This window comes from Bartonella sp. HY038 (assembly GCF_014117425.1).
GTDB lineage: Bacteria > Pseudomonadota > Alphaproteobacteria > Rhizobiales > Rhizobiaceae > HY038.
This window is the reverse complement of sequence record NZ_CP059725.1, coordinates 2,154,279-2,178,681: the sequence shown is the minus strand read 5'-3', so window position 1 is coordinate 2,178,681 and position 24,403 is coordinate 2,154,279. Positions and strand designations below refer to the sequence as shown.

At 42.9% G+C, this 24,403-nt stretch carries 18 protein-coding genes and 1 tRNA gene; 15 read left to right on the top strand and 4 right to left on the bottom strand.

Annotated elements, in window-relative coordinates:
* The first annotated feature begins 57 nt into the window (after nt 1–57).
* Complete coding sequence (gene dld, locus H3299_RS09425) at nt 58–1,782, top strand: D-lactate dehydrogenase (RefSeq protein WP_182417423.1); 1,725 nt, start codon at nt 58–60, stop codon at nt 1,780–1,782.
* Between the two features lie 101 nt (nt 1,783–1,883).
* Nucleotides 1,884–2,714: a formate dehydrogenase accessory sulfurtransferase FdhD gene (gene fdhD, locus H3299_RS09420; RefSeq protein ID WP_182417422.1), complete on the top strand. Its 831-nt coding sequence runs from the start codon at nt 1,884–1,886 to the stop codon at nt 2,712–2,714.
* A gap of 92 nt (nt 2,715–2,806) precedes the next feature.
* On the opposite strand, the gene H3299_RS09415 is transcribed toward fdhD, so the two are convergent.
* Nucleotides 2,807–3,097 (bottom strand): putative quinol monooxygenase, encoded by a 291-nt coding sequence (locus H3299_RS09415; protein ID WP_182417421.1) that lies wholly within the window; start codon nt 3,095–3,097, stop codon nt 2,807–2,809.
* Between the two features lie 284 nt (nt 3,098–3,381).
* Between H3299_RS09415 and H3299_RS09410 the strand changes: the two genes are divergently transcribed.
* The 4 genes from H3299_RS09410 (at nt 3,382) to H3299_RS09395 (ending at nt 9,039) form a co-directional block, all read left to right on the top strand.
* On the top strand, nt 3,382–5,844 hold the full coding sequence (locus H3299_RS09410) for an ATP-dependent helicase (RefSeq protein ID WP_182417420.1): 2,463 nt from the start codon (nt 3,382–3,384) through the stop codon (nt 5,842–5,844).
* A gap of 165 nt (nt 5,845–6,009) precedes the next feature.
* A complete protein-coding gene (hflK, locus tag H3299_RS09405) occupies nt 6,010–7,203 on the top strand; it encodes an FtsH protease activity modulator HflK (RefSeq protein WP_182417419.1) in 1,194 nt (397 codons plus the stop codon).
* A 2-nt stretch (nt 7,204–7,205) separates the two neighbouring features.
* On the top strand, nt 7,206–8,090 hold the full coding sequence (hflC, locus tag H3299_RS09400; RefSeq protein ID WP_182417418.1) for a protease modulator HflC: 885 nt from the start codon (nt 7,206–7,208) through the stop codon (nt 8,088–8,090).
* A 319-nt stretch (nt 8,091–8,409) separates the two neighbouring features.
* On the top strand, nt 8,410–9,039 hold the full coding sequence (locus H3299_RS09395) for a hypothetical protein (RefSeq protein WP_182417417.1): 630 nt from the start codon (nt 8,410–8,412) through the stop codon (nt 9,037–9,039).
* 46 nt (nt 9,040–9,085) lie between these two features.
* Here H3299_RS09395 and H3299_RS09390 read toward each other — a convergent pair whose 3' ends face one another.
* On the bottom strand, nt 9,086–9,268 hold the full coding sequence (locus tag H3299_RS09390; protein WP_182417416.1) for a hypothetical protein: 183 nt from the start codon (nt 9,266–9,268) through the stop codon (nt 9,086–9,088).
* A 384-nt stretch (nt 9,269–9,652) separates the two neighbouring features.
* On the opposite strand from H3299_RS09390, the gene rimP reads away from it, so the two are divergent.
* From rimP to H3299_RS09355, 7 genes are all read left to right on the top strand, one after another.
* Nucleotides 9,653–10,351 (top strand): ribosome maturation factor RimP, encoded by a 699-nt coding sequence (gene rimP / locus H3299_RS09385; RefSeq protein WP_182417415.1) that lies wholly within the window; start codon nt 9,653–9,655, stop codon nt 10,349–10,351.
* Between the two features lie 68 nt (nt 10,352–10,419).
* Nucleotides 10,420–12,066 (top strand): transcription termination factor NusA, encoded by a 1,647-nt coding sequence (nusA, locus tag H3299_RS09380; RefSeq protein ID WP_182417414.1) that lies wholly within the window; start codon nt 10,420–10,422, stop codon nt 12,064–12,066.
* Between the two features lie 69 nt (nt 12,067–12,135).
* Complete coding sequence (locus tag H3299_RS09375; RefSeq protein ID WP_182417413.1) at nt 12,136–12,777, top strand: RNA-binding protein; 642 nt, start codon at nt 12,136–12,138, stop codon at nt 12,775–12,777.
* Entirely contained in the window at nt 12,774–15,674 is a 2,901-nt protein-coding gene (gene infB / locus H3299_RS09370) for a translation initiation factor IF-2 (RefSeq protein WP_182417412.1), read from the top strand. Before H3299_RS09375 ends, infB begins: the two co-directional genes overlap by 4 nt.
* Nucleotides 15,675–15,905: 231 nt before the next feature.
* Complete coding sequence (gene rbfA, locus H3299_RS09365) at nt 15,906–16,310, top strand: 30S ribosome-binding factor RbfA (RefSeq protein WP_182417411.1); 405 nt, start codon at nt 15,906–15,908, stop codon at nt 16,308–16,310.
* Nucleotides 16,311–16,336: 26 nt separating this feature from the next.
* Nucleotides 16,337–17,299: a tRNA pseudouridine(55) synthase TruB gene (truB, locus tag H3299_RS09360; protein ID WP_182417410.1), complete on the top strand. Its 963-nt coding sequence runs from the start codon at nt 16,337–16,339 to the stop codon at nt 17,297–17,299.
* 326 nt (nt 17,300–17,625) lie between these two features.
* A tRNA-His gene (locus tag H3299_RS09355) sits at nt 17,626–17,702 on the top strand.
* Nucleotides 17,703–17,803: 101 nt separating this feature from the next.
* Here H3299_RS09355 and H3299_RS09350 read toward each other — a convergent pair.
* Nucleotides 17,804–18,280 carry an Lrp/AsnC family transcriptional regulator gene (locus H3299_RS09350; RefSeq protein WP_371739426.1) on the bottom strand — a complete coding sequence of 159 codons (477 nt, stop codon included), beginning with the start codon at nt 18,278–18,280 and terminating at the stop codon, nt 17,804–17,806.
* 322 nt (nt 18,281–18,602) lie between these two features.
* Here H3299_RS09350 and putA point away from each other — a divergent pair, with 322 nt between their 5' ends.
* Nucleotides 18,603–22,274, top strand: a complete 3,672-nt coding sequence (putA, locus tag H3299_RS09345; protein ID WP_182417409.1) for a trifunctional transcriptional regulator/proline dehydrogenase/L-glutamate gamma-semialdehyde dehydrogenase — start codon at nt 18,603–18,605, stop codon at nt 22,272–22,274.
* 117 nt (nt 22,275–22,391) lie between these two features.
* Complete coding sequence (locus H3299_RS09340; RefSeq protein ID WP_182417408.1) at nt 22,392–22,925, top strand: RNA 2'-phosphotransferase; 534 nt, start codon at nt 22,392–22,394, stop codon at nt 22,923–22,925.
* A gap of 51 nt (nt 22,926–22,976) precedes the next feature.
* On the opposite strand, the gene H3299_RS09335 is transcribed toward H3299_RS09340, so the two are convergent.
* Nucleotides 22,977–24,290: an ammonium transporter gene (locus tag H3299_RS09335; protein ID WP_182417407.1), complete on the bottom strand. Its 1,314-nt coding sequence runs from the start codon at nt 24,288–24,290 to the stop codon at nt 22,977–22,979.
* Nucleotides 24,291–24,403 lie beyond the last annotated feature (113 nt).

The following is a 24,403-nucleotide window of genomic DNA, read 5'->3' as shown; positions in this document are numbered from 1 at the left end:
ATGAAAAATGCATTAGAGCTGAAAGAAAATGGTTTACTTGATTTAGGGAGGCTCAACATGACCGATAATTCTGTTATTGCTAGTATTAAAGGTATTGTTGGTGAAAAGCATTGCTTAACCGATGCAAATCAAACCGAGCGTTATCGCAAGGGCTTCCGCTCAGGCGAAGGCGATGCAAAGCTAGTCATTATCCCTGGCTCATTAACAGAATTATGGCAGTGTTTAAAAATATTGGTTACCAATGATTTCATTATCATTATGCAGGCATCTAATACGGGCCTTACGGAAGGATCAACCCCTAAAGGCAGTTATGAGCGCGATGTCGCAATTATTTCCACCCTTCGCCTTGATCATATTTATGTGTTGGATGAGGGCAAGCAAATTATCAGTCAACCAGGTGGCACTCTTTATAAACTTGAGGATATTTTAAGCAGCTTTAATCGCGAGCCCCATTCGGTAATTGGCTCGTCTTGTATTGGTGCATCTATCATTGGTGGTATTTGTAATAATTCTGGCGGTGCTTTGGTAAAAAGAGGGCCAGCTTATACGGAATTATCGCTATATGCGCAAATTGATGAAAAAGGCGAGTTACAACTTGTTAATCATTTAGGCATTGATCTTGGTGAAACTGCAGAAGAAATCTTGACCAAGCTTGATAATAAGGTGATCGATCCAGCATGGGTTAGCTATGATGTTGGCGCGGCTTCCAATCATGAATATAGCCAAAAAGTGCGTGAGGTGGATGCGGCAACCCCTGCAAGGTTTAATGCTGATCCCTCAGGGCTTTTTGAAGCTGCAGGTTCTGCAGGTAAAATAGCGGTTTTTGCTGTACGCCTTGATAGTTTTGCGAAAGAAGAAAACAGTAAAATCTATTATATTGGTACCAATGATACCAATGATTTAACCGTTTTGCGCCGCCGTATGCTAAGTGAATTTGATGAATTGCCGATAAGCGGTGAATATATGCATCGAGATTGTTTTGATATCTCGCATAAATATGGCAAGGATACATTGCTTATGATTCATAAGCTTGGCACTAAACGCTTGCCGGGCTTTTTTGCCTTTAAAAAATCACTTGATACAAGACTTGAGCATTTATCGTTTTTGCCGGTAAATCTATCAGACCGTATGATTCAATTAGCGACGCAGCTTGTGCCAGATGTTATGCCAAAGCGTATGCTTGATTATCGCAATCAATATGAACATCATCTTATTTTAAAAGTTTCGAGCAAACTGGCGCAGCAGACTGAAGCTTTGCTAAATGAAACTGTTGGATCTGGTTGGTTTTTATGCGATGCGGATGAAGGCAAAAAGGCAATGCTTAATCGCTTTGTTGCAGCTGGCGCTGTTATTCGCTATGCGCTGGTTCACCCCAAAACATCAGAAGATGTCTTAGCACTTGATATCGCCTTGCGGCGCAATGATGATGATTGGTTTGAGCGCTTGCCTCCAGAAATTGATGCGCAAATTGAGCAAAAGGCTTATTACGGCCATTTTTTCTGCCATGTGCTGCATCAAGATTATGTGGTCAAAAAAGGTGTTGATGTTAAAGCATTAAAAGCGAAAATGCTGGAAGTGCTTGATAAACGCGGCGCGGAATATCCAGCAGAGCATAATGTTGGCCATCTTTATAAGGCAAAGCCAGCCCTTGCCAATCATTACATGAAGCTTGATCCAACCAATAGTTTTAATCCCGGCATTGGTAAAACAGACAAAACGCGTTTTTATGCTGCTTGTTGTCCAGATTGTGATCCGTCCTTTAAGGCGGAAAAAGTAAATTGACAAAGGCTACTGTTTAGCCATATGCATTTGATTTAAATAGCTGTTTGTTTTCAAATAGCTATTTTGCTATGTTGGCCAAAAAATAATTTGGATTTAATAAATTGAAGAAGAAAATACCCATTTATTCCGAGCTGGTGGGCGCGCCGGTTAACCGTATGGACTGTGTCACACGGGTGGAAAATGGCGTGAAACAGCCAATTGAGGTTGCCATTGCCGAAGAAATAGCCGTAGCTGTAAGTTATGACGGCACGACCCATGCAGTAATGATGGCAACCCCCGATGATTTGGCAGAATTTGCTGTTGGTTTTAGTTTAACTGAAAACATTATTTCGCATATTGATGAAATTGATGAAATTAATATTATCCAACTTGATGATGGTGTTGATATTCAATTGCGATTAGATGAGCGGCCGCGAACTGCTTTTTTAAAACGTCGTCGCCATATGGCAGGCCCTGTTGGTTGTGGCCTATGCGGTGTTGAATCTATTGAAGCTGCAATGCGCATTGTACCTCAGTATAAAGGTGAAATTTCGCTTACAGCAAGCGATATTTGTGACGCTGTTGGACTTTTGAATTTGGGGCAAAAATTAAATCAACTCACCCGCTGTGCCCATGCTGCCGGTTTTTATGTTGCAGGGCAGGGATTACTGGAAATTTGTGAAGATATTGGCCGCCATAATGCCGTTGATAAGCTTATAGGCACTTTGCTTCTGCAGGGAGTTGATATTGGCGCTGGGGCAATTGTTGTCACTAGCCGTTTGTCCGTTGAGATTATTCAAAAAGCTGCAATTGCTGGTAGCGGTGTTGTTATTGGCATTTCAGCGCCAACGGCTGAAGCCTTGCGCATAGGCAAGGCTGCTAATCTTACGGTTATCGCAAGAGCGCGTGGACAAAGCTTTGAAATCCACTCAAATGCAGAGCGCATTATTTAAATTTATTCATTCCAACCCAAAAGTTGAAGGGTATGAGCTAAAAGCAATAAAATTATTTAGTTTCTCCATGTTTTAGCTTTAGGAATAAGTTGTTACAGATTAAGCTCATCCATTAAGATGATCCGTGCATCTTGCTTCTTATGCATATCGATAAGCGGTACTAATTTTTGAAAATGCTCGCTTGCACTATGAATATCCAATGCATTTTTATCTGGCCATTGTTCGATGAAAATAAAATGGCTTTTATCTTCTTGGTCTATGCAAAGATTATACGAAATACAAAGTGGCTCTTTACGAGTTTCATCAACGAGCTGTTTAAAATATGGCAAAACCACATCAATAGCATCTTCTTTTATGAAAAATTCAGCAATAACTTTTAACATATTCATTTCCTTTGCTTTAATTGATAATTTCATCGAAATTATCAATGCTAATAAAAGCAATATTTCATTAATTAAGTCAAGGCGTTAAAAGTCAGAGCTCTGATATAATAGGTGAAGCCTCGCCAATGTTTTTTGCAAATCGTTAGAAATTGTACCGCAGTTTTGCAGGATATTATTTGAGGCTTAAAACAAAAATGATGTCTTTGTTTAAATTCCCTAGGAAAACTTTTAAATTTTTAATCGCGGAACTGGCAGTTTAGTTCATAATGCACTAAATATAAACTATGAGCGATTTTCCAGATGATATACCGTTTTTTGACGATGATGAAAAGCCACAACGTGAAGATGTTCCACCAGTAAGAACTGGTAGCATTGCGGCAAGGGCTATGGCTGCGCGGCAATTAAAGCCAGCGGAAGCCGCCTATCTTGATGGGTTAAACCCTGAGCAACGTTTAGCAGTTGTTACCACAGAAGGACCGGTGCTTGTGCTTGCCGGTGCAGGAACGGGTAAAACTCGTGTTTTAACCACCCGTATTGGCCATATTTTATCCTTAGGCCTTGCCTATCCTAGCCAAATTTTAGCCGTTACCTTTACCAATAAAGCTGCCCGTGAGATGAAGCACCGTATTGGCGATCTTGTTGGCGGTGCGGTTGAAGGCATGCCTTGGCTTGGTACCTTCCATTCAATTGGTGTTAAATTATTGCGCCGCCATGCCGAGCTTGCTGGTTTACGCAGTGATTTTACAATTCTTGATACTGATGATGTTATTCGTCTTATCAAACAGCTTATTCAGGCTGAAGGGCTTGATGATAAGCGTTGGCCAGCTCGCGCTTTTGCGCAAATGATTGATGGCTGGAAAAATCGTGGCCTATCGCCTGAAAAAATTTCTGAAGGTGATGCACGTTCATTTGGTAATGGTAAGGGCCGTGAACTTTACCGAGCTTATCAAGATCGCCTGAAAGTTTTGAATTGCTGTGATTTTGGCGATTTGCTGTTGCATCCAATTCGTATTTTCCAAAACAATCCCGATGTTTTGCGTGAGTATCATAAAAAATTCCGGTATATTTTAGTTGACGAATATCAAGACACCAATACAGCGCAATATTTGTGGTTACGCCTTTTAGCGCAACGCCCAAATGGTGAAACGGTTAATTTGTGCTGTGTGGGCGATGATGACCAGTCTATTTATGGTTGGCGCGGCGCTGAAGTTGATAATATTTTACGCTTTGAAAAAGATTTTCCCGGTGCTGTCGTTGTACGGCTTGAGCGTAATTACCGCTCAACTACCCATATTTTGGCAACCGCATCGCACCTTATTTCCTATAATGAGGGGCGGCTTGGTAAAACTCTATTTACCGAGTTAGATCACAGCGAGGCACAAAAAGTGCAAGTGCATGCGGCTTGGGATTCTGAAGAAGAAGCCCGCGCCGTTGGCGAAGAGATTGAACAATTGCAACGCCAAGGCCACGCGCTTAATGACATGGCTATTTTGGTGCGTGCTTCATTTCAAATGCGCGAGTTTGAAGATCGCTTTGTAACGCTTGGTTTAAATTATCGGGTGATTGGCGGTCCGCGTTTTTACGAGCGGATGGAAATTCGCGATGCTATGGCTTATTTTCGGGTTGTTGCGCAACCTTTGGATGATCTTGCTTTTGAGCGTATCGTTAATACGCCAAAGCGTGGTCTTGGTGATGCAACTATTCGGCAAATCCATGATGCGGCGCGGGCGCGTAATATTTCGATGTTTGCCGCGAGTGCAGAACTGATTGAGACCGATGAATTAAAGCCAAAGCCGCGCAGTGCCTTGCGTGAAGTGGTGGAGAATTTCCGCCGTTGGCAAGATAGGCTCAATAATACCCCCCATACTGAACTTGCCGAAGCAATACTTGACGAGTCTGGCTATACGGCAATGTGGCAAAATGATCGCTCGGCAGAAGCTCCGGGGCGGCTTGAAAACTTGAAAGAGCTTATCCGCTCAATGGAAGAGTTTGAAAGCCTGCGCGGCTTTTTAGAACATGTCTCATTGGTTATGGATGCCGAGCAAAATGAGGCGACTGATGCGGTTAATATTATGACCTTGCATTCCGCTAAGGGCTTAGAATTTGATACGGTGTTCTTACCTGGTTGGGAGGAGGGGTTATTTCCCCATCAACGTTCCCTAGATGAAGGGGGGCGATCTGGTCTTGAGGAAGAGCGCCGCCTTGCTTATGTTGGTGTAACGCGGGCTAAAAAGAATCTTCATATTTGGTTTGTTTCCAACCGCCGTATTCATGGTCTTTGGCAGACAACAATTCCCTCACGCTTCTTGGATGAATTACCTGAAGGTCATGTTGAAGTGGGTGCGGTAGACACCAGCTATGGAGGCTATGGTCAATCGCGCTTTGATCGCCATGATCCATTTGAAAACACTTATGCAACACCCGGTTGGCAACGTGCCCAGCAGCATAAAAATAAGGCAACGCGCGACAATTGGGGGAACCGTTCTGGTGCTAATGTTGAGCGCGTTGGCTATGGTGAGGCGCAAGCAGGATTTGGCGCAAATAAGTTTAACGGCAAAACAATTAATGGGGAATTAGTTGCAAAATCTGTTTCTGATGTAGCATCGGATTTTAAGATCGGCGATCGTGTTTTCCATATGAAATTTGGCAATGGTGATGTTGCAAATATTGAGGGAACTAAATTAACCATTGATTTTGACAAGGCGGGACAAAAGCGCGTTGTTGATAGTTTTGTAAAAAAACTTTAAATTTTATCATAAATAGACATTTTATCTAATAATCGGCAAATTTTTTAATAAAAGACTAAAAAAATCAGAAAAAAATGGTGTCTTGCGTTGAAAGCCACCATTTTGATCCCTATAACCAATGCACGATCAATTAAGCGTGAATTTCATGCAAAAAACGAGGTAGAGATGCCCTGGAGTAATCAAAGCGGAGGCAGCGGCCCATTGGGAGGCAGCGAAAGTAAAAGCGGCCCATGGGGCGGTGGAAATAATAATGATGGCAACAAAAGCCCTTGGGGTCGTCCCAATGGCAGCGGCAATAATGGTAATAATGGCAGTAGTAACGGTGGTAGCGGCGGCAATAACGGCGGCGGCAAAAATGGACCAACACCGCCAGATATGGACGATTTATTACGCAAGGGCCAGCAAAAATTGCAACAATTTGGCGGTGGAATGATTGTTTTTGTTATCATAGTCCTTGCCGTTATTTTCGTTGCTTATAAATCTATTTTCTTTGTGCAGCCAAACGAAAAGGCTATTAAACTACGCTTTGGTGTGCCTCAACAACAAATTTTATCCGATGGCATGCATTTTCGCTTATGGCCGATTGAAGATTATGTAAAAACTGGCACAGCTGAACGCAACATTAGCATAGGAAATGATGAAGTTTCTGGCCTTATGCTAACAAGCGATCAAAATATTGTTAATGTAAAATTTGCCCTTTACTTTAATGTTACCCATCCGGAAGAATTCTTGTTTAACGTTTCTCAACCAATTGAAACAATCAAGCAGGTGGCAGAAAGTGCTATGCGCGAAGTAGTGGGGCGTCGTCCGATGAATGATGTTCTGCGTGATAAGCGTCCAGAAATCGCCCGTGAAGTTGTGGCCATTATTGCAAATACACTTAATCAATATAAAGTTGGTGTAACCCTTAAAGAGGTAGCAATTAATGATGCAGCGCCTCCTAAAAAGGTGATGGAGGCCTTTAATCTTGTCCAACAGGCTGAACAGCAGCGAAACCAGATGGTTAGTACCGCAGATCAGTATCGGAATAAAAAAGAGGGTGAAGCACAGGGTGAAGTATCTCGCCTAGTTGAAGCTGCAAGCGCATATAAAGCCCGCGTAATTGCAGAAGCGGATGGTCGCGCACAACGCTTTAGAGCTATTGCACAAGAAGAAAAGAATGCACCTGACGCAACACGTTATCGTATTTACGTTGATACGATGGAACAGGTTTTATCGTCACCTAATAAGTTGGTGATTGATAAGGGTAATAGCGGTGTTGTACCTTATTTGCCGCTAAATAATATGTTGCGGGCACCTACATCAAGTAGCGCAACCTCAACGACGACAACTAATCCAAGCATTGGGGGAGCGAAATAATCATGAAGCAGGGTTCTCTGATTGCAATTTTAATTGCCTTAGTTGTTATTGTTGTTGGCATATCAATGTCCGTCTATATTGTTTATCCTAATGAGCAAGTTGTTGTAAAACGGGTTAGCCAAATTGTGCGGACAGAAAAGGCTCCTGGGCTTTATTTTAAAATGCCATTGGTTGAAGATGTTGTTCGGGTTGATAATCGCTTATTGCGTTACGACCTGCCAACCTATTCAGTGCAGGTAAAAAATGGCCGCTATTATGAAGTTGATGCGTTCTTAATTTACCGCATTGTTGATGCTGAAATGTTCATTAAGCAAATTGGTGATGGCCGTCCAGAAACTGCGGAGGAGCGCAATCTTGATCAACGTTTTCGTAGTGCTCTTGGTGCTGTTTACGGTGTTCGTGATTTTAATGCCGCCCTATCAGATCAACGAATTGAAATGATGCGCGATATTCAACGGCAGATGGTTGAAGAAGCAAAGCCTTTAGGTATCGATATTGTTGATGTGCGTATCCGCAAAACTGACCTGCCGACAGATTTGTCTAATGGTATTTATGAGCGTATGAATCAAGAACGCCGAGCAGCAGCTGAAAGTATTTTGTCTCTTGGTAATGCAGAACGCATTAGCATTATCGCGAAGGCTGATAGAAGCTATGTAGAAAGCGTTGCTATCGCAGCTCGCGATGCCGAAGTCTTAAAAGGTGAAGGACAAGCTGAGGCCGCACGTTTGATGAATGATGCGGTAGAGTCAAATCCAAATTTTTACCAGTTTTGGCTATCGATGGATAAATATCAAAGTATCAAAGATACACCAATGGTTATTACGCCAGATTGGTCATTTTTTGATCTTATGCGCAACCCAACTGGAGTTGTAAAACCACAAAACTAGGATATATCCGTAGTTTTTTATTAATGAAGCGCGGCTGTGAAATATTGGCCGCGCTTTTTTATTTTTAACGTTTAAATTCTGAGAAGAATATGGTGAGCGAAAGTTCCGCAAGATTTAGAGCGGCCAATTTATTGTTGAAGCAGCGCCATAATGATTTATTTTAGAAAAATGCGTTAGTCTTTGATGATTAGATTTTAATATTGCTATTTGTGTGGCTTAAATATTTAAATTATTCGCTATAGGTGTTCCGTAATGAAACCATTTTTGGGGGGGGGCCGCCGATCGGTTTGGAAATTTAATTTTCTATGATGGAGAAAGCATGAGTTTTTTACGGTATGATTTGTTTGAATTATTAGACCCCGACTTTACGAAACGCCTGCATAAAAAGTACACCTATTGCGAGGTTGATTATGTGCATTTGCACTTAAAAGGCGATTATGAAGGGGAGGTAAGTCATCGGGCTGCTGCCTTACATGCTATGGAGGAGATACTCAAACGTCAAACGCGTTATTTTGAACAATTTATAAATCATCCCTTGTATATGGATCACGACTTTCGTTTTGATGATAGAATTGATGAAACAAAGCTTATTGGTGCGCCTTATTCTGTTGAACGTTTTTTTTCGCAACCCGACCAGTTGGTATTTGAACACTTAAATGAGTATGGGCGACCAACATGTTGGTCATATCCTAATTGTGACTATGAGCAATATATTTATGCATTTTGCTTAACGCCTCACTGTCCAACAAATCCATCTGATGAAGATTGGCAGGCTGTTAATCGTGAACTCTTTCCTAATCGTGAAGGGTTAGAAATCTATTCTTGGAATGACGATTGGCAAGAGTTTTATTTTAGTAACGGTAAAGAATGGTGGGGTTGTTTTTATTGGACTGTTTATGATCCTTCGACGAAAGTTTTTACAATTGTTGCAGCTTCAACTACTGACTAGTCGCTGTCTTGAAGTAGGCGACAGCGAGTACGGTCGTATTAAAAATTTATTTTTTGTTAGTTTCAACAATAGAAAATGTGACTGCCTTACCTTTCACTATTGTGTTAATCTGGCGCAGGTGATCTTTTGGGGTAAGTTTAAGGCTTTGAGGCTCATATTTTTCAAGTTCTCGCTCTTTGGCAAGGCGTTTGTTGATCATGTGTATGATGTCGTCATTTGATAAACGCATAGCAAAACCTAAACTAAATTGGTTGGTAAAATTCTAAGACAAAGTAATGTACCTATCAAGCTATTTGCAATTAATCGAAATAAAAAATCCCTTTGATACGGAAGAAACATGTGGTGTTTTACGCTTATCAACTATCCCCCCTTGAAATAGCAGGGGAAATAGAGTACATAAGGATAAATTCTTGATCACGTTGACAAGGGTGGGCCATCTTGGACCCGCTCTTTTTTGTTACCTAAATCAAGGTAAGAGAGTATTTTAATCGGCTTTTGAATTATTAATTTTGTGAATCTCAAGCTTGATGAATGAAATCTTATATTTTTGAAATATTACTGTTTTAAAAAGCTTTAAGCTTTTTACAAAAACATCTTGATACAGGACCTATTGATGACAAAAAATACCAGTGACACGGTAAATGATCACAGTGACGAACAGGAAGTTAATGTACCTGTCAGTGATATAAATGAACCTCGTTTATTTGAAGAAATTGGGGTTGAAGCACGTGTTAATGCTGTTATTGCACCAGTTTTGAAGCCACTCGGCTATCGTATCGTTCGCATTAATCTTTCGGGTCTTAATGGTCTTACCTTGCAGATTATGGCAGAGCGCGCCGATGGCACGATGACCATTGATGATTGCGAAATTGTTAGCCGTACGGTTTCTCCTGTGCTTGACGTTGAAGATGTTATTGAACGTAAATACCATTTGGAGGTTTCATCTCCTGGTATTGATCGTGCGCTCGTGCGTAAATCTGATTTTGTTAATTGGCGTGGACATATTGCTAAGGTCGAAACCAGTGAAATGGTTGATGGTCGCCGTAAGTTCCGCGGTCATATCGAATCAGTGGATGGTGATGGTTTTACTATAAGGACAGATAAGGCCGCCTATGGTGAAGCATTGTCAGTTAAAATTGGTTTTAATCTTTTAAGTGATGCAAGGCTTATATTGACAGATGATCTTATTCGCGATGCTTTGCGTAAAGATAAGGCTTTGCGTCAATCGCTCATTCCTGAAGATGAGTTGGGTGGCGATGATGTGCAAGATAATGAAAATGCTGACGGCAAGGATGTTTCCAAGCAGTCTTAAAAAGCAAAATGACGTAAATTGCCTTGCTTTGTTGGGGCGTTGCGACAACCAAATAAGGAGAGAACCCGATGGCTGTGAGTGCTAACAGACTTGAACTTCTGCAAATTGCGGATGCTGTCGCTCGTGAAAAGTCTATCGATCGTGAAATTGTTATTGCTGCTATGGCCGATGCTATTCAAAAGGCTGCGCGTTCACGGTTCGGGCAAGAAACAAATATTCGCGCCGAGATTAACTCGAAATCGGGTGAAATCAAGTTGCAGCGTTTGCTTGAAGTTGTTGATAAGGTTGATGATTTTGTGACGCAAATTTCATTGAAAGATGCGCAAAAAGTTAAGGCTGATGCAAAGCTTGGCGAATTTTTATCTGATCCTTTACCTCCCATGGATTTTGGTCGTATTGCAGCGCAGTCTGCGAAACAAGTTATCGTACAAAAGGTACGTGAAGCTGAGCGCGATCATCAATATGAAGAATATAAGGATAAAATCGGCGAGATTATTTCTGGTTCGGTTAAGCGCGTTGAATATGGCAATGTAATTGTTGATCTTGGTCGTGGCGAAGCTATTTTGCGTCGTGATGAGCTTATTCCGCGTGAATCTTTCCGCTATGGTGATCGTATTCGTGCATTTGTGCATGATGTGCGCCGTGAACAGCGTGGTCCACAGGTATTTTTATCTCGTACACATCCACAATTCATGGCCAAATTATTCACCATGGAAGTGCCCGAAATTTACGATGGTATTATCGAGATTAAATCGGTTGCTCGTGATCCAGGTTCACGCGCAAAAATTGCCGTTGTGTCTCGTGATGCTTCGATCGATCCAGTTGGCGCTTGCGTTGGTATGCGTGGTAGTCGTGTGCAAGCAGTCGTTACTGAGTTGCAAGGTGAAAAAGTTGACATTATCCCTTGGTCACCAGAGCCAGCTTCTTTTATCGTTAACGCATTGCAGCCAGCAGAAGTTGCAAAAGTTGTGCTTGATGAAGAATCTGAACGCATCGAAGTTGTGGTGCCAAGCGATCAGCTTAGTCTTGCAATTGGTCGTCGTGGTCAAAATGTACGTCTTGCCTCGCAGCTTACCGGTTGGGATATCGATATCCTAACGGAAAAAGAGGAGTCTGAACGGCGCCAAAAAGAATTTAACACGCGCTCCAATCTGTTTATGGAAGCGCTTGATGTTGATGAGATGGTTGCACAGGTTCTTGCTTCTGAAGGCTTTGAGTCAATAGAAGAAATTGCTTATGTTGAGGCTGATGAAGTAAGCTCAATTGAAGGTTTTGACGAAGATACCGCAGTTGAAATTCAACAACGTGCACGTGATTATCTTGAGCGTATTGAGGCAGAGCTTGATGCAAAACGTCAAGAACTTGGCGTCAGCGATGATTTGCGTGAAATTCCGAATATGACAACCGCAATGATGGTTGCTGTTGGTGAAGATGGTGTAAAAACTGTTGAAGATTTTGCTGGTTATGCGGCAGACGATCTTGTTGGCTGGCGTGAACGTAAGGGCAATGAAACTGTCAATTATCCAGGTGTTTTCTCTAATTTTGAGGTAAGCCGCACTGAGGCTGAGCAAATGATTGTTGCTGCTCGCGTCATGGTTGGTTGGCTAACGGAAGAAGAAATTGCTGCCGAAGTTGGTGACGAAGAAGCCATCTCAGAAGAAGCTGAACATGAAGCTGAAGGCGATGAAAAGTTACAGTCGGCGCATAAAGAATAGCTTGAGTGAATGATGTTTTAAGCGATAGGGTGAAAACCCTATCGATAAAAAAGGGAAATTATAATATTTATGAATGACCGAACTTGTATAGTTACAAGAGAAAGCGGATCCAACGCAAATATGATTCGCTTTGTAAGCGGTTTAAATGGTATTGTTGTTCCCGATATCAAGGGCAATTTGCCAGGGCGTGGTGCATGGGTTTTAGCTTCACGCGCTACTCTTGAAGAAGCAATGCGACGCAAAGCATTTTCAAGAGCATTTAAAAAAGATGTTTTGGTTGAAGAAACCTTGGCTGATTTGGTAGATGAATTATTAAAAAAGGCAGTTCTTGGTAGTTTCGCAGTAAGCCGACGTGGCGGCTGTATTGTAAGTGGTGCGATGAAAGTCGATAGTGCCATTCGTTCTGGAAATGCCACATTAATATTGCATGCACAAGATGCAGCAGAAGATGGAAAGCGGAAAATTGCTCAGGCAATTTTTGCAGCTGAAAGACAAGGATTGGGTGCCGTGCCGGTAGTAGATATTCTCTCCGGCGATGAAATGAGTTTAGCTTTTGGTGGTAATAATGTGATGCATGCTGCAGTCTTAAAAGGCATGGCAGCGAAGGGGTTCATGGAAAAAGTGCGAAAATTGCTGCTTTATCGCGGCGATAGCCTGATGAACTGGGACGATAAAACGGCAGATGTCGCGAAGGAAGCGGAAACGGAATGACCGATAAAAAAGATGATGATCAGGGCCAAGGTGGCTCAAACAAAAAAACACTTACGCTTAAGCGTACTGGTGTCGAACATAGTACGGTCAAGCAAAATTTCAGCCATGGCCGGACCAAAGCTGTTGTTGTTGAAACTAAACGGCGTAAGGTTACACGCCCTGATGAACGCCCTGAAAGCGTAACGCAGGTTGTAGCTAAGCCGCATATTGCACCACGGCCTAAGCCAGCGATTGAAACCGCGGCCCCACAACGTGGTAAGCAAAAAGCTAATACGCTTTCTACAGCTGAAATGTCTGCACGTACGCGCGCTTTAGAAGGCGCACGTATCCGTGCTGAAGAAGAGCGTATTAAAGCTGAGGCCGAGGCTAAAAGACGCGCATTAGAAAATGCCGAGCTTGAGCGTAAGGCTGCCGAAGAAGCAAAGTTGAAAGCTGCCGAAGAAGCTAAGCAAAAAGCTGAAGAAGACGCACGTAGGGCCGCTGAAGAAGCAAAGGCTCCTGTTGTTAAGGCGGAAGTTGCTAAGCCGCAGCCTAAAAATGATGCACAGCGTAATGAGCAGCCAAGAAACGCCCAAGGGCGCAATAATGATCGTAATGATCGCGGTAATGACCGTAATGGTGATCGCAATAATGATCGTTCTGGGCAGCGCCGTGGTGGCCTTGCGTCGCAAGGCAATGCTTCACAAGGGCGTGGCGGCGATCATGCACGCGGTAGCAATACCCAAAATCGTCATACGCCACCACAAGCACGTGAAGGTGGTATTGCACGTATTGGCCGTGATGGGGCTCGTATTAAAGAAGGTGCGCCGCAGGCTCGTAATCGCGCAGTTGATGATAATGCATCGACCGTTATTGATCCAATTCTAACACCAAAAGCGCGTACCCAACCAGTGAAACGTGTTGAAGTTGATGAAGATGATCGTCGTAATGGCGTGAAGCGTGGTGCAGCACCTAGCAAGGTGGATGCTGCTCGTACACCGAAAGTTGTTAAAGGTGCGGATGAGCGTCGTCGTGGTAAGCTTACTCTTACATCCAATCTTGAAGATGTTGGTCAAGCACGCGGTCGTTCGATGGCAGCAATGCGCCGTCGTCAAGAAAAATTCAAGCGGTCGCAAACCCAAGAAGTTCGTGAAAAGATCTCGCGCGAAGTTGTTTTGCCAGAGACTATTACACTTCAAGAGCTTGCCCAGCGTATGGCAGAGCGTTCAGTTGATGTTATCAAGTTCTTGATGAAACAAGGGCAGATGATGAAGCCGGGCGATGTTATTGATGCAGATACTGCTGAGTTAATCGCATCGGAATTTGGTCATACGGTCAAGCGCGTGTCGGAATCTGATGTTGAAGAAGGTATCTTCAACATGGCTGATGACGCAAGCAAGTTTGAATCAAGGCCGCCAGTTGTGACGATTATGGGTCACGTTGATCATGGTAAGACGTCGCTACTTGATGCTATTCGTAATGCTAATGTGGTTTCAGGCGAAGCTGGTGGTATTACCCAGCATATTGGTGCTTATCAGGTTGAAAAGAACGGTCATAAGATTACCTTTATTGATACACCTGGTCACGCTGCCTTTACAGCGATGCGTGCTCGCGGTGCGCAAGCCACCGATATTGCAATTCTAGTTGTTGCAGCCGATGATAGTGTCATGCCGCAAACGATTGAATCTATCAATCATGCTAAAGCTGCTGGTGTTCCAATCATTGTTGCTATCAACAAGATTGATAAGCCAGAAGCAGATGTACAAAAAGTGCGTATGGCATTGCTTCAACACGACGTCTTTGTTGAAAGTTTGGGCGGTGAAGTTTTGGAAGTTGAAGTTTCTGCAAAAGCTGGAACTAATCTTGACAAGCTACTTGATGCCATTCTTTTACAAGCTGAAGTACTTGATCTTAAAGCTGATCCTGAACGTACTGCTGAAGGTGTGGTTATTGAAGCCAAGCTTGATCGTGGTCGCGGTCCTGTTGCTACGGTTCTTGTACAAAAAGGTTCATTGCACCCAGGTGATATATTTGTTGCCGGTGATGTTTGGGGACGCGTTCGCGCGCTCGTAAACGAACGCGGCGAACATATGAAAGAAGCAGGTCCTTCAACTCCGGTTGAAGTGCTTGGCATGCAAGGTACACCTCAAGCTGGTGATCGTTTTGCTGTAGTTCAAAATGAAGCGCAAGCGCGTGAAATTTCTGAATATCGTCAACGCTTGTCACGCGATAAGGCCGTTGCAAAACAGGCTGGTTCTCGTGGTTCCCTCGAGCAGATGATGAACCAATTGCAAACAACTGGCATCAAGGACTTCCCATTGGTTATCAAGGGCGATGTTCAAGGCTCGATTGAAGCTATTGTGAGTTCGCTTGAAAAACTTGGTACTGATGAAGTACGTGCTCGCATCGTCCATTCGGGTGCTGGTGGTATTACTGAAAGCGATGTGGCTCTTGCGGTTGCTTCCAATGCTGCAATTTTTGGTTTCAATGTGCGTGCCAATAAGCAAGCACGCGACGCTGCTGAAAGCCAAGGCATTGAAATTCGATACTATAATATCATTTACGATCTCGTTGATGATGTTAAATCAGCAATGTCTGGTATGCTTTCGCCAGAACGCCGTGAAACCTTTATTGGTAATGCTGAAATTCGTGAAGTCTTCAATATCACCAAGGTTGGTAAGGTTGCAGGCTGTCTTGTTACTGATGGTAAAGTTGAACGTGGTGCGGGTGTACGCCTTATTCGTGATAATGTTGTTATTCATGAAGGCAAGCTTAAAACCCTTAAACGCTTCAAAGATGAAGTTAGTGAAGTTAATATGGGTCAAGAATGCGGTATGGCCTTTGAAAATTACGAAGACATTCGCGCCGGTGATACAATTGAAGCATTCCGCGTAGAGCATATCACCCGTACATTGTAAGCTATGAAGATATATATGGCATGTTGGAATATTGTCCTGTTGCCATATATAACAATTTATAAACAGCAATAAGTCACAATTAAAATAGGGAGCGCTTTGCATTTGTTATGGTGTGAAGCGCTTTTATTACATTTAAATTAGTAGGTCCTGACTCTCGTCTTTGGGCATATTTAAAATCAAAAATGCTATTACAGCTCGTAGTCGTTAATGAGCTGATTGAAAGGTAATGCAATGAAACATTCTGGGCCCACACAGCGCCAGCTTCGTGTTGGTGAAGAGGTTCGTCATGCTGTAGCTCAATTTTTACAACGTGGAGAGCTAAGTGATCCATTTTTGGAAAAAGTGGTTCTTTCTGTCTGCGAAGTGCGGATGTCGCCAGATTTAAAAATTGCCACATGCTATGTTGCACCTCTTGGCGATGTTGACGGCGAAGCTGTGGTCAAGCAATTAAATTCCCATGTGCGATTCATTCGTGGCGAGTTATCACGTATTTTGCGACAAATGAAATATATGCCGCAATTTCGCTTTAGACTTGATACAAGTTTTGATAATTTTTCTAAAATTGATGCTTTATTACGTTCCCCTGAAGTGATGCGTGATCTACATCAAGATGATAACGAAGACGATAATAAATAATAAATTTGGCATAGGATTATAATTGAATGGCACGCCAGCGTAAGAGAAAAGGTCGGCCGGTTTCCGGTTGGGTAATTTTAGACAAGCCAAAAGGTATGGGGTCAACCGAAGCGGTTTCAAAAATAAAATGGTTGTTTAGCGCCGAAAAGGCTGGCCATGCTGGTACGCTTGATCCATTGGCATCAGGTCTGTTGCCAATTGCTTTGGGTGAAGCCACAAAAACTGTGCCTTATGTCATGGAAGGTACCAAGGTTTACCAATTTGTTGTTGCTTGGGGTGCCGAGCGTAATACCGACGATCTAGAGGGCGAAGTCACTAAAACAAGTGATAAACGCCCAACTCGCGAAGAAATTGAAGCAATCTTACCCCATTATACTGGCGTAATTTTGCAAAAACCACCACAATTTTCTGCTATTAAAATTGATGGAAATCGTGCTTATGATTTGGCGCGTGAAGGTGAAAGTGTCGAGATACCCGCCCGTGAAGTTGAAATAGATGCTATTTCAATTTTAGAAATGAATGAAGATGGTTCTTCGCTGTTTGAAATTGAATGCGGCAAAGGTACTTATGTGCGCTCATTAGCGCGCGATATGGGGCGTGAACTTGGCTGCTATGGTCATATTGCTGAATTGCGCCGTATTGAAGTTGCGCCTTTCACCGATGAAGATTTTGTAACCTTGGAAGAGCTTGAGGCTGCGTGCCCACCAAAGCCGGAGCCAAGGGAAGAAGGTGAACCATTCCAGCGCCGTGATTTTTCCGCCATTGATGGCCTTTTAATTGAAACTGGCGCTGCACTGGATTGTTTGCCGCAATATGCCATTGGTGAAGACCAGGCACAGCGTATCCGCACCGGCAATCCGATTATTTTGCGTGGCCGCGAAGCAATTTTTGAAACAGATGAAGCTTGTGTTACTTTTAAAGGTAAAGTGCTAGCTATTGGCGCTATAGCACAAGGCAAATTCCAGCCGAAGCGCGTGTTTACAATCTAATTCAACTCAATTCTTTATAAGTTTTAAAATCCCAGAACTTACCAATAAGTTTTGGGATTTTTTATTTTGTTTTGTCATCAAAATATTAAAATGCTCTCCATAAAAATAAAGATGCTTTTATCTATAATTTTCGATTCTTTTAACGAATGCCCATCAGGATTTAAGCGTTTTTAAGTCGCTTGAGGTCAGGAAACTACCTCAATCAAGCGTATTGCTCGGCCCAATCTAAGTATTTTAACAGAATATTTTAAAAAATTGGCATAAAGCCCTTGCAAATGAGTTCGAATTTCCGTATGTCAGCCAAGCAGAATTTAATATTCTCTTGTGCGGTTGTAGCTCAGTTGGTTAGAGCGCTGGTTTGTGGCACCAGAGGTCGTAGGTTCAACTCCTATCAACCGTACCATTTTATTTCACAAAAATATATAAAAATGCAAGCCATTACATTTATTAAAGTGCTTAGCCTATTTGGGTTATCCTATAAAAGTGTTCAGTCTTCTCATATGCTTATCGCTTAAAGCCAGCATCAACAATATTTTGCATAGCAACAAAGGTAGAGGTTGAAGCGACAAAAGGCAGCGTTGATATTTTCTCACCAAGCACAATACGGTAGCGTTTAATGTCGCTGGTACGCACTTTTAATAAATAATCAAAATTGCTAGCGATCATATGGCATTCTTCAACTTCACGAATCTTTTTAACCGCTTCATTGAATTGTAAAAGCGCCGCTTCGCGTGTGTCGCTTAGTTTTACTTCGGCAAAAGCAATATGGTCAAGTCCCATGCGTTCCGGGTTTAAAATAGCGCGAAAGCCAGTAATAACGCCATCATCAGTCAGTTTTTTAAGACGTAATTGACAGGGAGTTTTTGAAAGTCCAACTTTTTCAGCAAGGTCGGTTATAGAAATTCGGCCATTTTCAACTAGAGCATCTATGATTTTATTGTCGATGCGGTCGATTTCACCAGCATGTATGAATTTACTCAAGATTTTTCCTAATTAAAATTGTAAAATTAGTGAATTTACCTAAAAATATGCTAATCTTTAGTTTAATGCAATGATTTTCTCGTGCTATAAGTGTTTTTCAAATGGGTATTTTTTCTCTGCATCTTTAAATAATTAGGTAGAAAAATATATGCTCAAATTTTGGCCGATATGGTTGTTTTAAAAGGTTGATAACGCCTTTAAAAGCTAACTTATTGGCCGTTGCAATTCTTTGGCTAAGCACCATTTATAAGTTTAGTAAATATGCCGCCAATCCAAATATCAACGGGTTTTCCCGGTTTAACCTCTTTTTTGGGTGATTTTTATGAGTGCTGATAATTTTAAGCCTGTTTTTGCAGATTATGCTCCACCAATTGCCAAGCCAACCAGCTTGCGCGAAGATATTACAAGCGCCTATCGCCGCGCTGAAGAAGAATGCTTGGCTCCGCTTTTGGATGCTGCAACTTTTGATGCTGAGACAAAAGGCAAAATCGCTACGACGGCTCGCAAATTGATTGAAACCTTACGCGCCAAGAAAAAAGGCGGCGGCGTTGAAGGTTTGATCCATGAATATTCTTTGTCAAGCCAAGAGGGTATTGCCCTTATGTGTCTTGCTGAAGCATTGTTGCGTATTCCTGATAAGGCAACCCGTGATGCGCTTATTCGTGACAAGATCACCGGTGGTGATTGGAAATCGCATATTGGTGGTGGCCGTTCGCTCTTTGTCAATGCAGCAACATGGGGTTTAGTTGTAACAGGTAAGCTTACCTCTACTGTTGATACAAATACCCTATCATCATCACTTACCCGTCTTATCCAGCGTTGTGGTGAGCCAGTGGTACGTAAAGGCGTTGATATGGCCATGCGTATGATGGGTGAGCAATTTGTGCGTGGCCAAACTATTGATGAAGCTGTAAAGCGCGCCAAAGCTGTTGAAGAAAAGGGCTTTCGCTATTCTTATGATATGCTTGGTGAAGCAGCAACTACTGAAGATGATGCCGAGCGCTATTATAAGGATTATGAAACTGCCATTCATGCTATCGGTAAAGCTGCCAATGGCAAGGGTGTTTATGAAGGCCCTGGTATTTCGATTAAGCTTTCTGCGCTTCATCCACGCTATTCGCGCTCACAAGCGAACCGCGTTATGGGTGAATTATTGCCGCGGGTTAAAAAATTAGCTTTGCTAAGCAAGCAATATAATATTGGCCTTAATATTGACGCTGAAGAAGCAGATCGCTTGGAAATTTCGCTCGATTTGCTTGAAAGCCTTTGCTTTGATAATGATCTTGCTGGTTGGAATGGTATTGGCTTTGTGGTGCAGGCCTATGGCCGCCGTTGCCCATTTGTGCTTGATTATGTGATTGATCTTGCGCGCCGCTCTGGCCACCGCATGATGGTGCGCTTGGTTAAGGGTGCTTATTGGGATTCTGAAATTAAGCGCGCGCAATTGGATGGGCTTGAAAGCTATCCAGTTTATACGCGCAAAGTTTATACCGATGTTTCCTATATTGCTTGTGCGACCAAATTGTTAAATGCGCCAGATGCAGTATTCCCACAATTTGCAACCCATAATGCGCAAACCTTGGCAACTATTTATAATATTGCTGGTCCTGATTATACCAATGATAAGTATGAGTTCCAATGCTTGCACGGCATGGGCGAGCCACTCTATGAAGAAGTGGTAGGCAATGACAAATTAAAACGCCCAGCCCGTATTTATGCGCCAGTTGGCACCCATGAAACCTTGCTTGCTTATCTCGTTCGCCGCTTGCTTGAAAATGGGGCTAATTCGTCTTTCGTTCATCGTATTGCTGATATGTCTGTCACTGTTGACGAAATGATTGCTGACCCTGTTGATGTCGTTCGCGCGATGCCAAACCCTGGCAGTCAAAATGATGCACTTTTCTCACCAGAGGATATGTTTGCGCCAAGCCGTAAAAATTCGGCAGGGTTTGATCTTTCTAATGAAGATGTGTTGAGCGCATTAAGCAAGGATTTTTTAGCAAGTACGGCGCAAAAATGGGTGGCAACACCTTTTGGCGATAAGCATAGCAATGAAGCAAAACCAGTGCTTAACCCTGCTGATCAGCGCGATGTTGTGGGACAAGTTGTTGAAGCTAGTCTTGATGAAGTTAAACAAAGTGTAGAGCGTGCAGCAAATGCGGTTAGCACTTGGCATAAGGTGCCAACGAGTGAGCGTGCAGCTATGCTTGAAAAAGCTGCTGATTTGTTGCAGGAGCGCATGCCAACCTTGCTTGCATTAATTGCCCGTGAAGCTGGTAAATCGATCCCTAATGCTATTGCTGAAGTGCGTGAAGCTATTGACTTCTTGCGCTATTATGCAGCTGAAGCACGCTCCACCATTGGTGAAAAACATCTTCCGCTTGGTCCGGTAGTCTGTATTAGCCCTTGGAACTTCCCATTGGCTATTTTTACTGGTCAAGTATGTGCAGCTCTTGTTGCTGGCAACCCAGTTTTGGCAAAGCCCGCAGAAGAAACACCTTTGATTGCGGCTGAAAGCGTGCGTATCTTGCATGAAGCTGGTATTCCGCAAGATGTTGTTCAACTCGTGCCCGGTGAAGGCAATGTTGGTGCAGCTTTAGTTGCAAGTGATAAGATTGCTGGTGTTATGTTTACCGGCTCTACCGAAGTTGCCCGCCTTATTCAGGCTGAACTTGGGACGCGTTTATTGCCAAATGGCAAACCAATTCCGCTTTTAGCGGAAACTGGTGGTCAAAATGCTATGATCGTTGATTCATCAGCCCTTGCCGAGCAAGTGGTGTTTGATGTTATTGCATCGGCTTTTGATAGTGCAGGTCAGCGTTGTTCGGCATTGCGTGTGCTTTGCTTGCAGGAAGATGTGGCAGATCGCATTCTTGAAATGCTAAAAGGTGCATTAAATGAATTGCGTGTTGGCCGTACCGATACAATTAATGTTGATGTTGGGCCAGTTATTAGCCAAGAAGCGAAAGACAATCTTAACCGCCACATCGAAACCATGCGCGCTATGGGCAATAAGATTGAGCAATTGCCATTGGGAGAAGCAACCAAGTTTGGTACTTATGTTGCGCCAACCATTATTGAACTAAACGCGATGAGTGAATTAAAGCGGGAAGTTTTTGGTCCTGTCTTGCATATTATTCGTTATAAGCGTGACAATTTGCATCAGCTTATTGATGATATTAATGCAACGGGTTATGGCCTAACCTTTGGTTTACATACACGTCTTGATGATACCATTGCCGATGTTATCTCACGCGTTAAGGTTGGCAATATTTATGTTAACCGTAATATTATTGGTGCGGTTGTTGGCTCGCAGCCTTTTGGTGGTCGTGGTCTTTCGGGCACTGGTCCAAAAGCGGGTGGCGCTCTATATTTAGGTCGCTTATTGGCTAATCAACCAGAGCCAAATCTGCCCGGTGCTACCTATTCAAATGCTATTCTTACTGATTTTGCTGTTTGGCTTGATGGGCAGAACAGAAAAGCAGAAGCAGGTTTTGCCCGCTTGATTAGCGTTAAATCACGCCTTGGTCTTGATATTGAATTGCCAGGTCCAGTTGGTGAAACAAACCGCTATCTCTTGCATCCACGTGGTAAGATTTTGATTGTTCCACAAAGTGAAGCAGGGCTATATCGTCAAATTGCAACAGTTCTAGCAACAGGTAATCAGGTGGTTATTGATGCAGGTTCTAATTTGCAGAAAAGCTTGCCAAATTTACCACAATCAATCTTCTCGCAAATTTTGTGGAGTGATAATTGGGCAGCTGATGGCGCATTTGCTGGAGTTTTGATTGAAGGCGAAGGTGAATTTGTCACTAAAACCTTGAAGCGCATTGCTGGTCTTCCTGGTCCACTGCTTTTGACCCAAGCTGCAACTTTAGCGCAGATGGAAGCAACAGATAGCGCCTATTGCCTTGATTGGTTGGTGGAAGAATTGTCAATTTCAGTTAATACTGCTGCCGCCGGTGGTAATGCTAAACTAATGGCTATTGGCTAATTTTAGTTTCATATAATTATATTGAAGGCCGCTTTTAAGCGGCCTTTTATTTTACATTTATATTTTTTGCCAAAAAATGATCAAAAAAACGCCAATTTTTTACTCTATCGACACGCTATGAGTAAACATATAAGTAAATTTTTAAGTTTGATTTTGCGCCATGAGCCGCAGAAGATTGGCTTGACCTTAGATGAAAACGGTTGGGCTAATGTCAATGAACTGCTTGAAAAAGCGGCTGTTTATGGCACGGTGTTTAGTCGCCAAACCTTGTTTGATGTGGTGCGTGATAGTGATAAAAAACGCTTTACCTTATCGGATGATAAAAAGCGCATCCGTGCTGCCCAAGGCCATTCCATTGTGGTTGATTTGGCGTTGGAAGCATCCGTGCCGCCTGCAATTTTATTTCATGGCACGGCTGAAACGAATGTCGATTCTATTTTAAGTGAGGGTATCAAGTCGGGTAATCGTCAAAAAGTACATTTATCCTTGGATGAATTAACCGCTTTTAAAGTGGCGCAGCGCCACGGTAAACCTGTTATTTTGCATATTGATGCAGCAAAAATGCATGAAAATGGTATTGCTTTTTGGCAAGCAGAAAATGGTGTTTGGTTAACCGATTTTGTGCCTATTGACTATATAAACTTAGCGTAATGCTAATTTTTGAAAAAAAGGCCGCATATGCGGCCTTTAGTTTAAGCTTTATTAGTGTATTGTTTCACCGTGAAGCGAGATATCGAGCCCCTCAATTTCTTGCTGCTTGGTAGGACGTAGGCCAATGGTAAATTTAATCGCATAAAGAATGATTGCGGTGACAATGGCAGAATAAACAATCGCGGCAACAAGACCAACAAATTGGATCCAAACACTAGCATCTTTGCCTGCTTCATTAATTGCAGCATCAGCAAAAACACCTGTTAACAATGCGCCAACAATACCACCCACACCATGAACGCCAAAAGCATCAAGAGAATCGTCATAGCCAAGCAGGCGCTTTAGCCAAACGGCGCTGAAGTAGCATACGCCGCCGCCAATAAGTCCGATTATTAACGCGCCTGTTGGATTGACAAAACCAGCTGCTGGGGTAATGGCAACAAGACCGGCAACCGCGCCTGAAATAATACCAAGAACGCTAGGACGCTTTGACATTGACCATTCAACAAACATCCAAGCAAGGGCAGCCGCTGCCGTAGCAATTTGTGTATTGATAAAGGCAACCGCCGCAAGTCCATTCGCTGCGCCAGCAGAGCCTGCATTAAATCCAAACCAGCCAATCCATAATAATGACGCACCAATCATCGAAAGGGTTAAATTATGTGGTGCCATATTAGTTGAACCGTAGCCACTGCGCTTACCAATAATAATAGCTGCAACAAGTCCTGCAACACCAGAGTTCACGTGAATAACTGTACCACCGGCAAAATCCAATACGCCATCCTGTCCCAAAAAGCCGCCGCCCCAAACCCAATGGCAAATTGGTGTGTAAACAAGCAGTAACCAAGCACCCATAAAAATTAATAGAGATGAAAATTTCATGCGCTCGGCAAAGGCACCGGTCATAAGGGCAGGGGTAATGATGGCAAAGGCCATTTGGAAAACGACCCATAAATATTCAGGAATAGTATTGTATAGCGAATTAATCGTAACGCCATGCAGGAAGAGGTAACTAAAATCGCCCCAATAGGCATTGCCTTCACCAAAGGCAAGCGAATAGCCAACGATAAACCATAAAACGCTTACCAAACAACAAACCGCAAAGCTATGCATCATGGTGGCAAGCACGTTTTTTTTGCGCACCATGCCGCCGTAAAACAGTGCAAGGCCTGGTATTGTCATAAGCAACACAAAGGCAGCTGACACCAACATCCATGCTGTATCACCAGTATCCAGAGTGGGAGCCGCAGCCCCAGTCGTTTGCGCAACAACTTCTTGCCCAAAAGCAGGGCCAATATGTGAAAGCCCAAAGCCTGAAAATAGAACAATTGCAACAAAGGCAATGTATTGTTTGAATTTCACCATAAAACTTCTCCATTGAAAGCAATGGACGCATGCGCCCTTGTCTTTTCTATAACAAGTTTCATGCCAGTTTGAAAAAACGTAATATTTTTAATGGTTTATGGTTTTGTCATGGA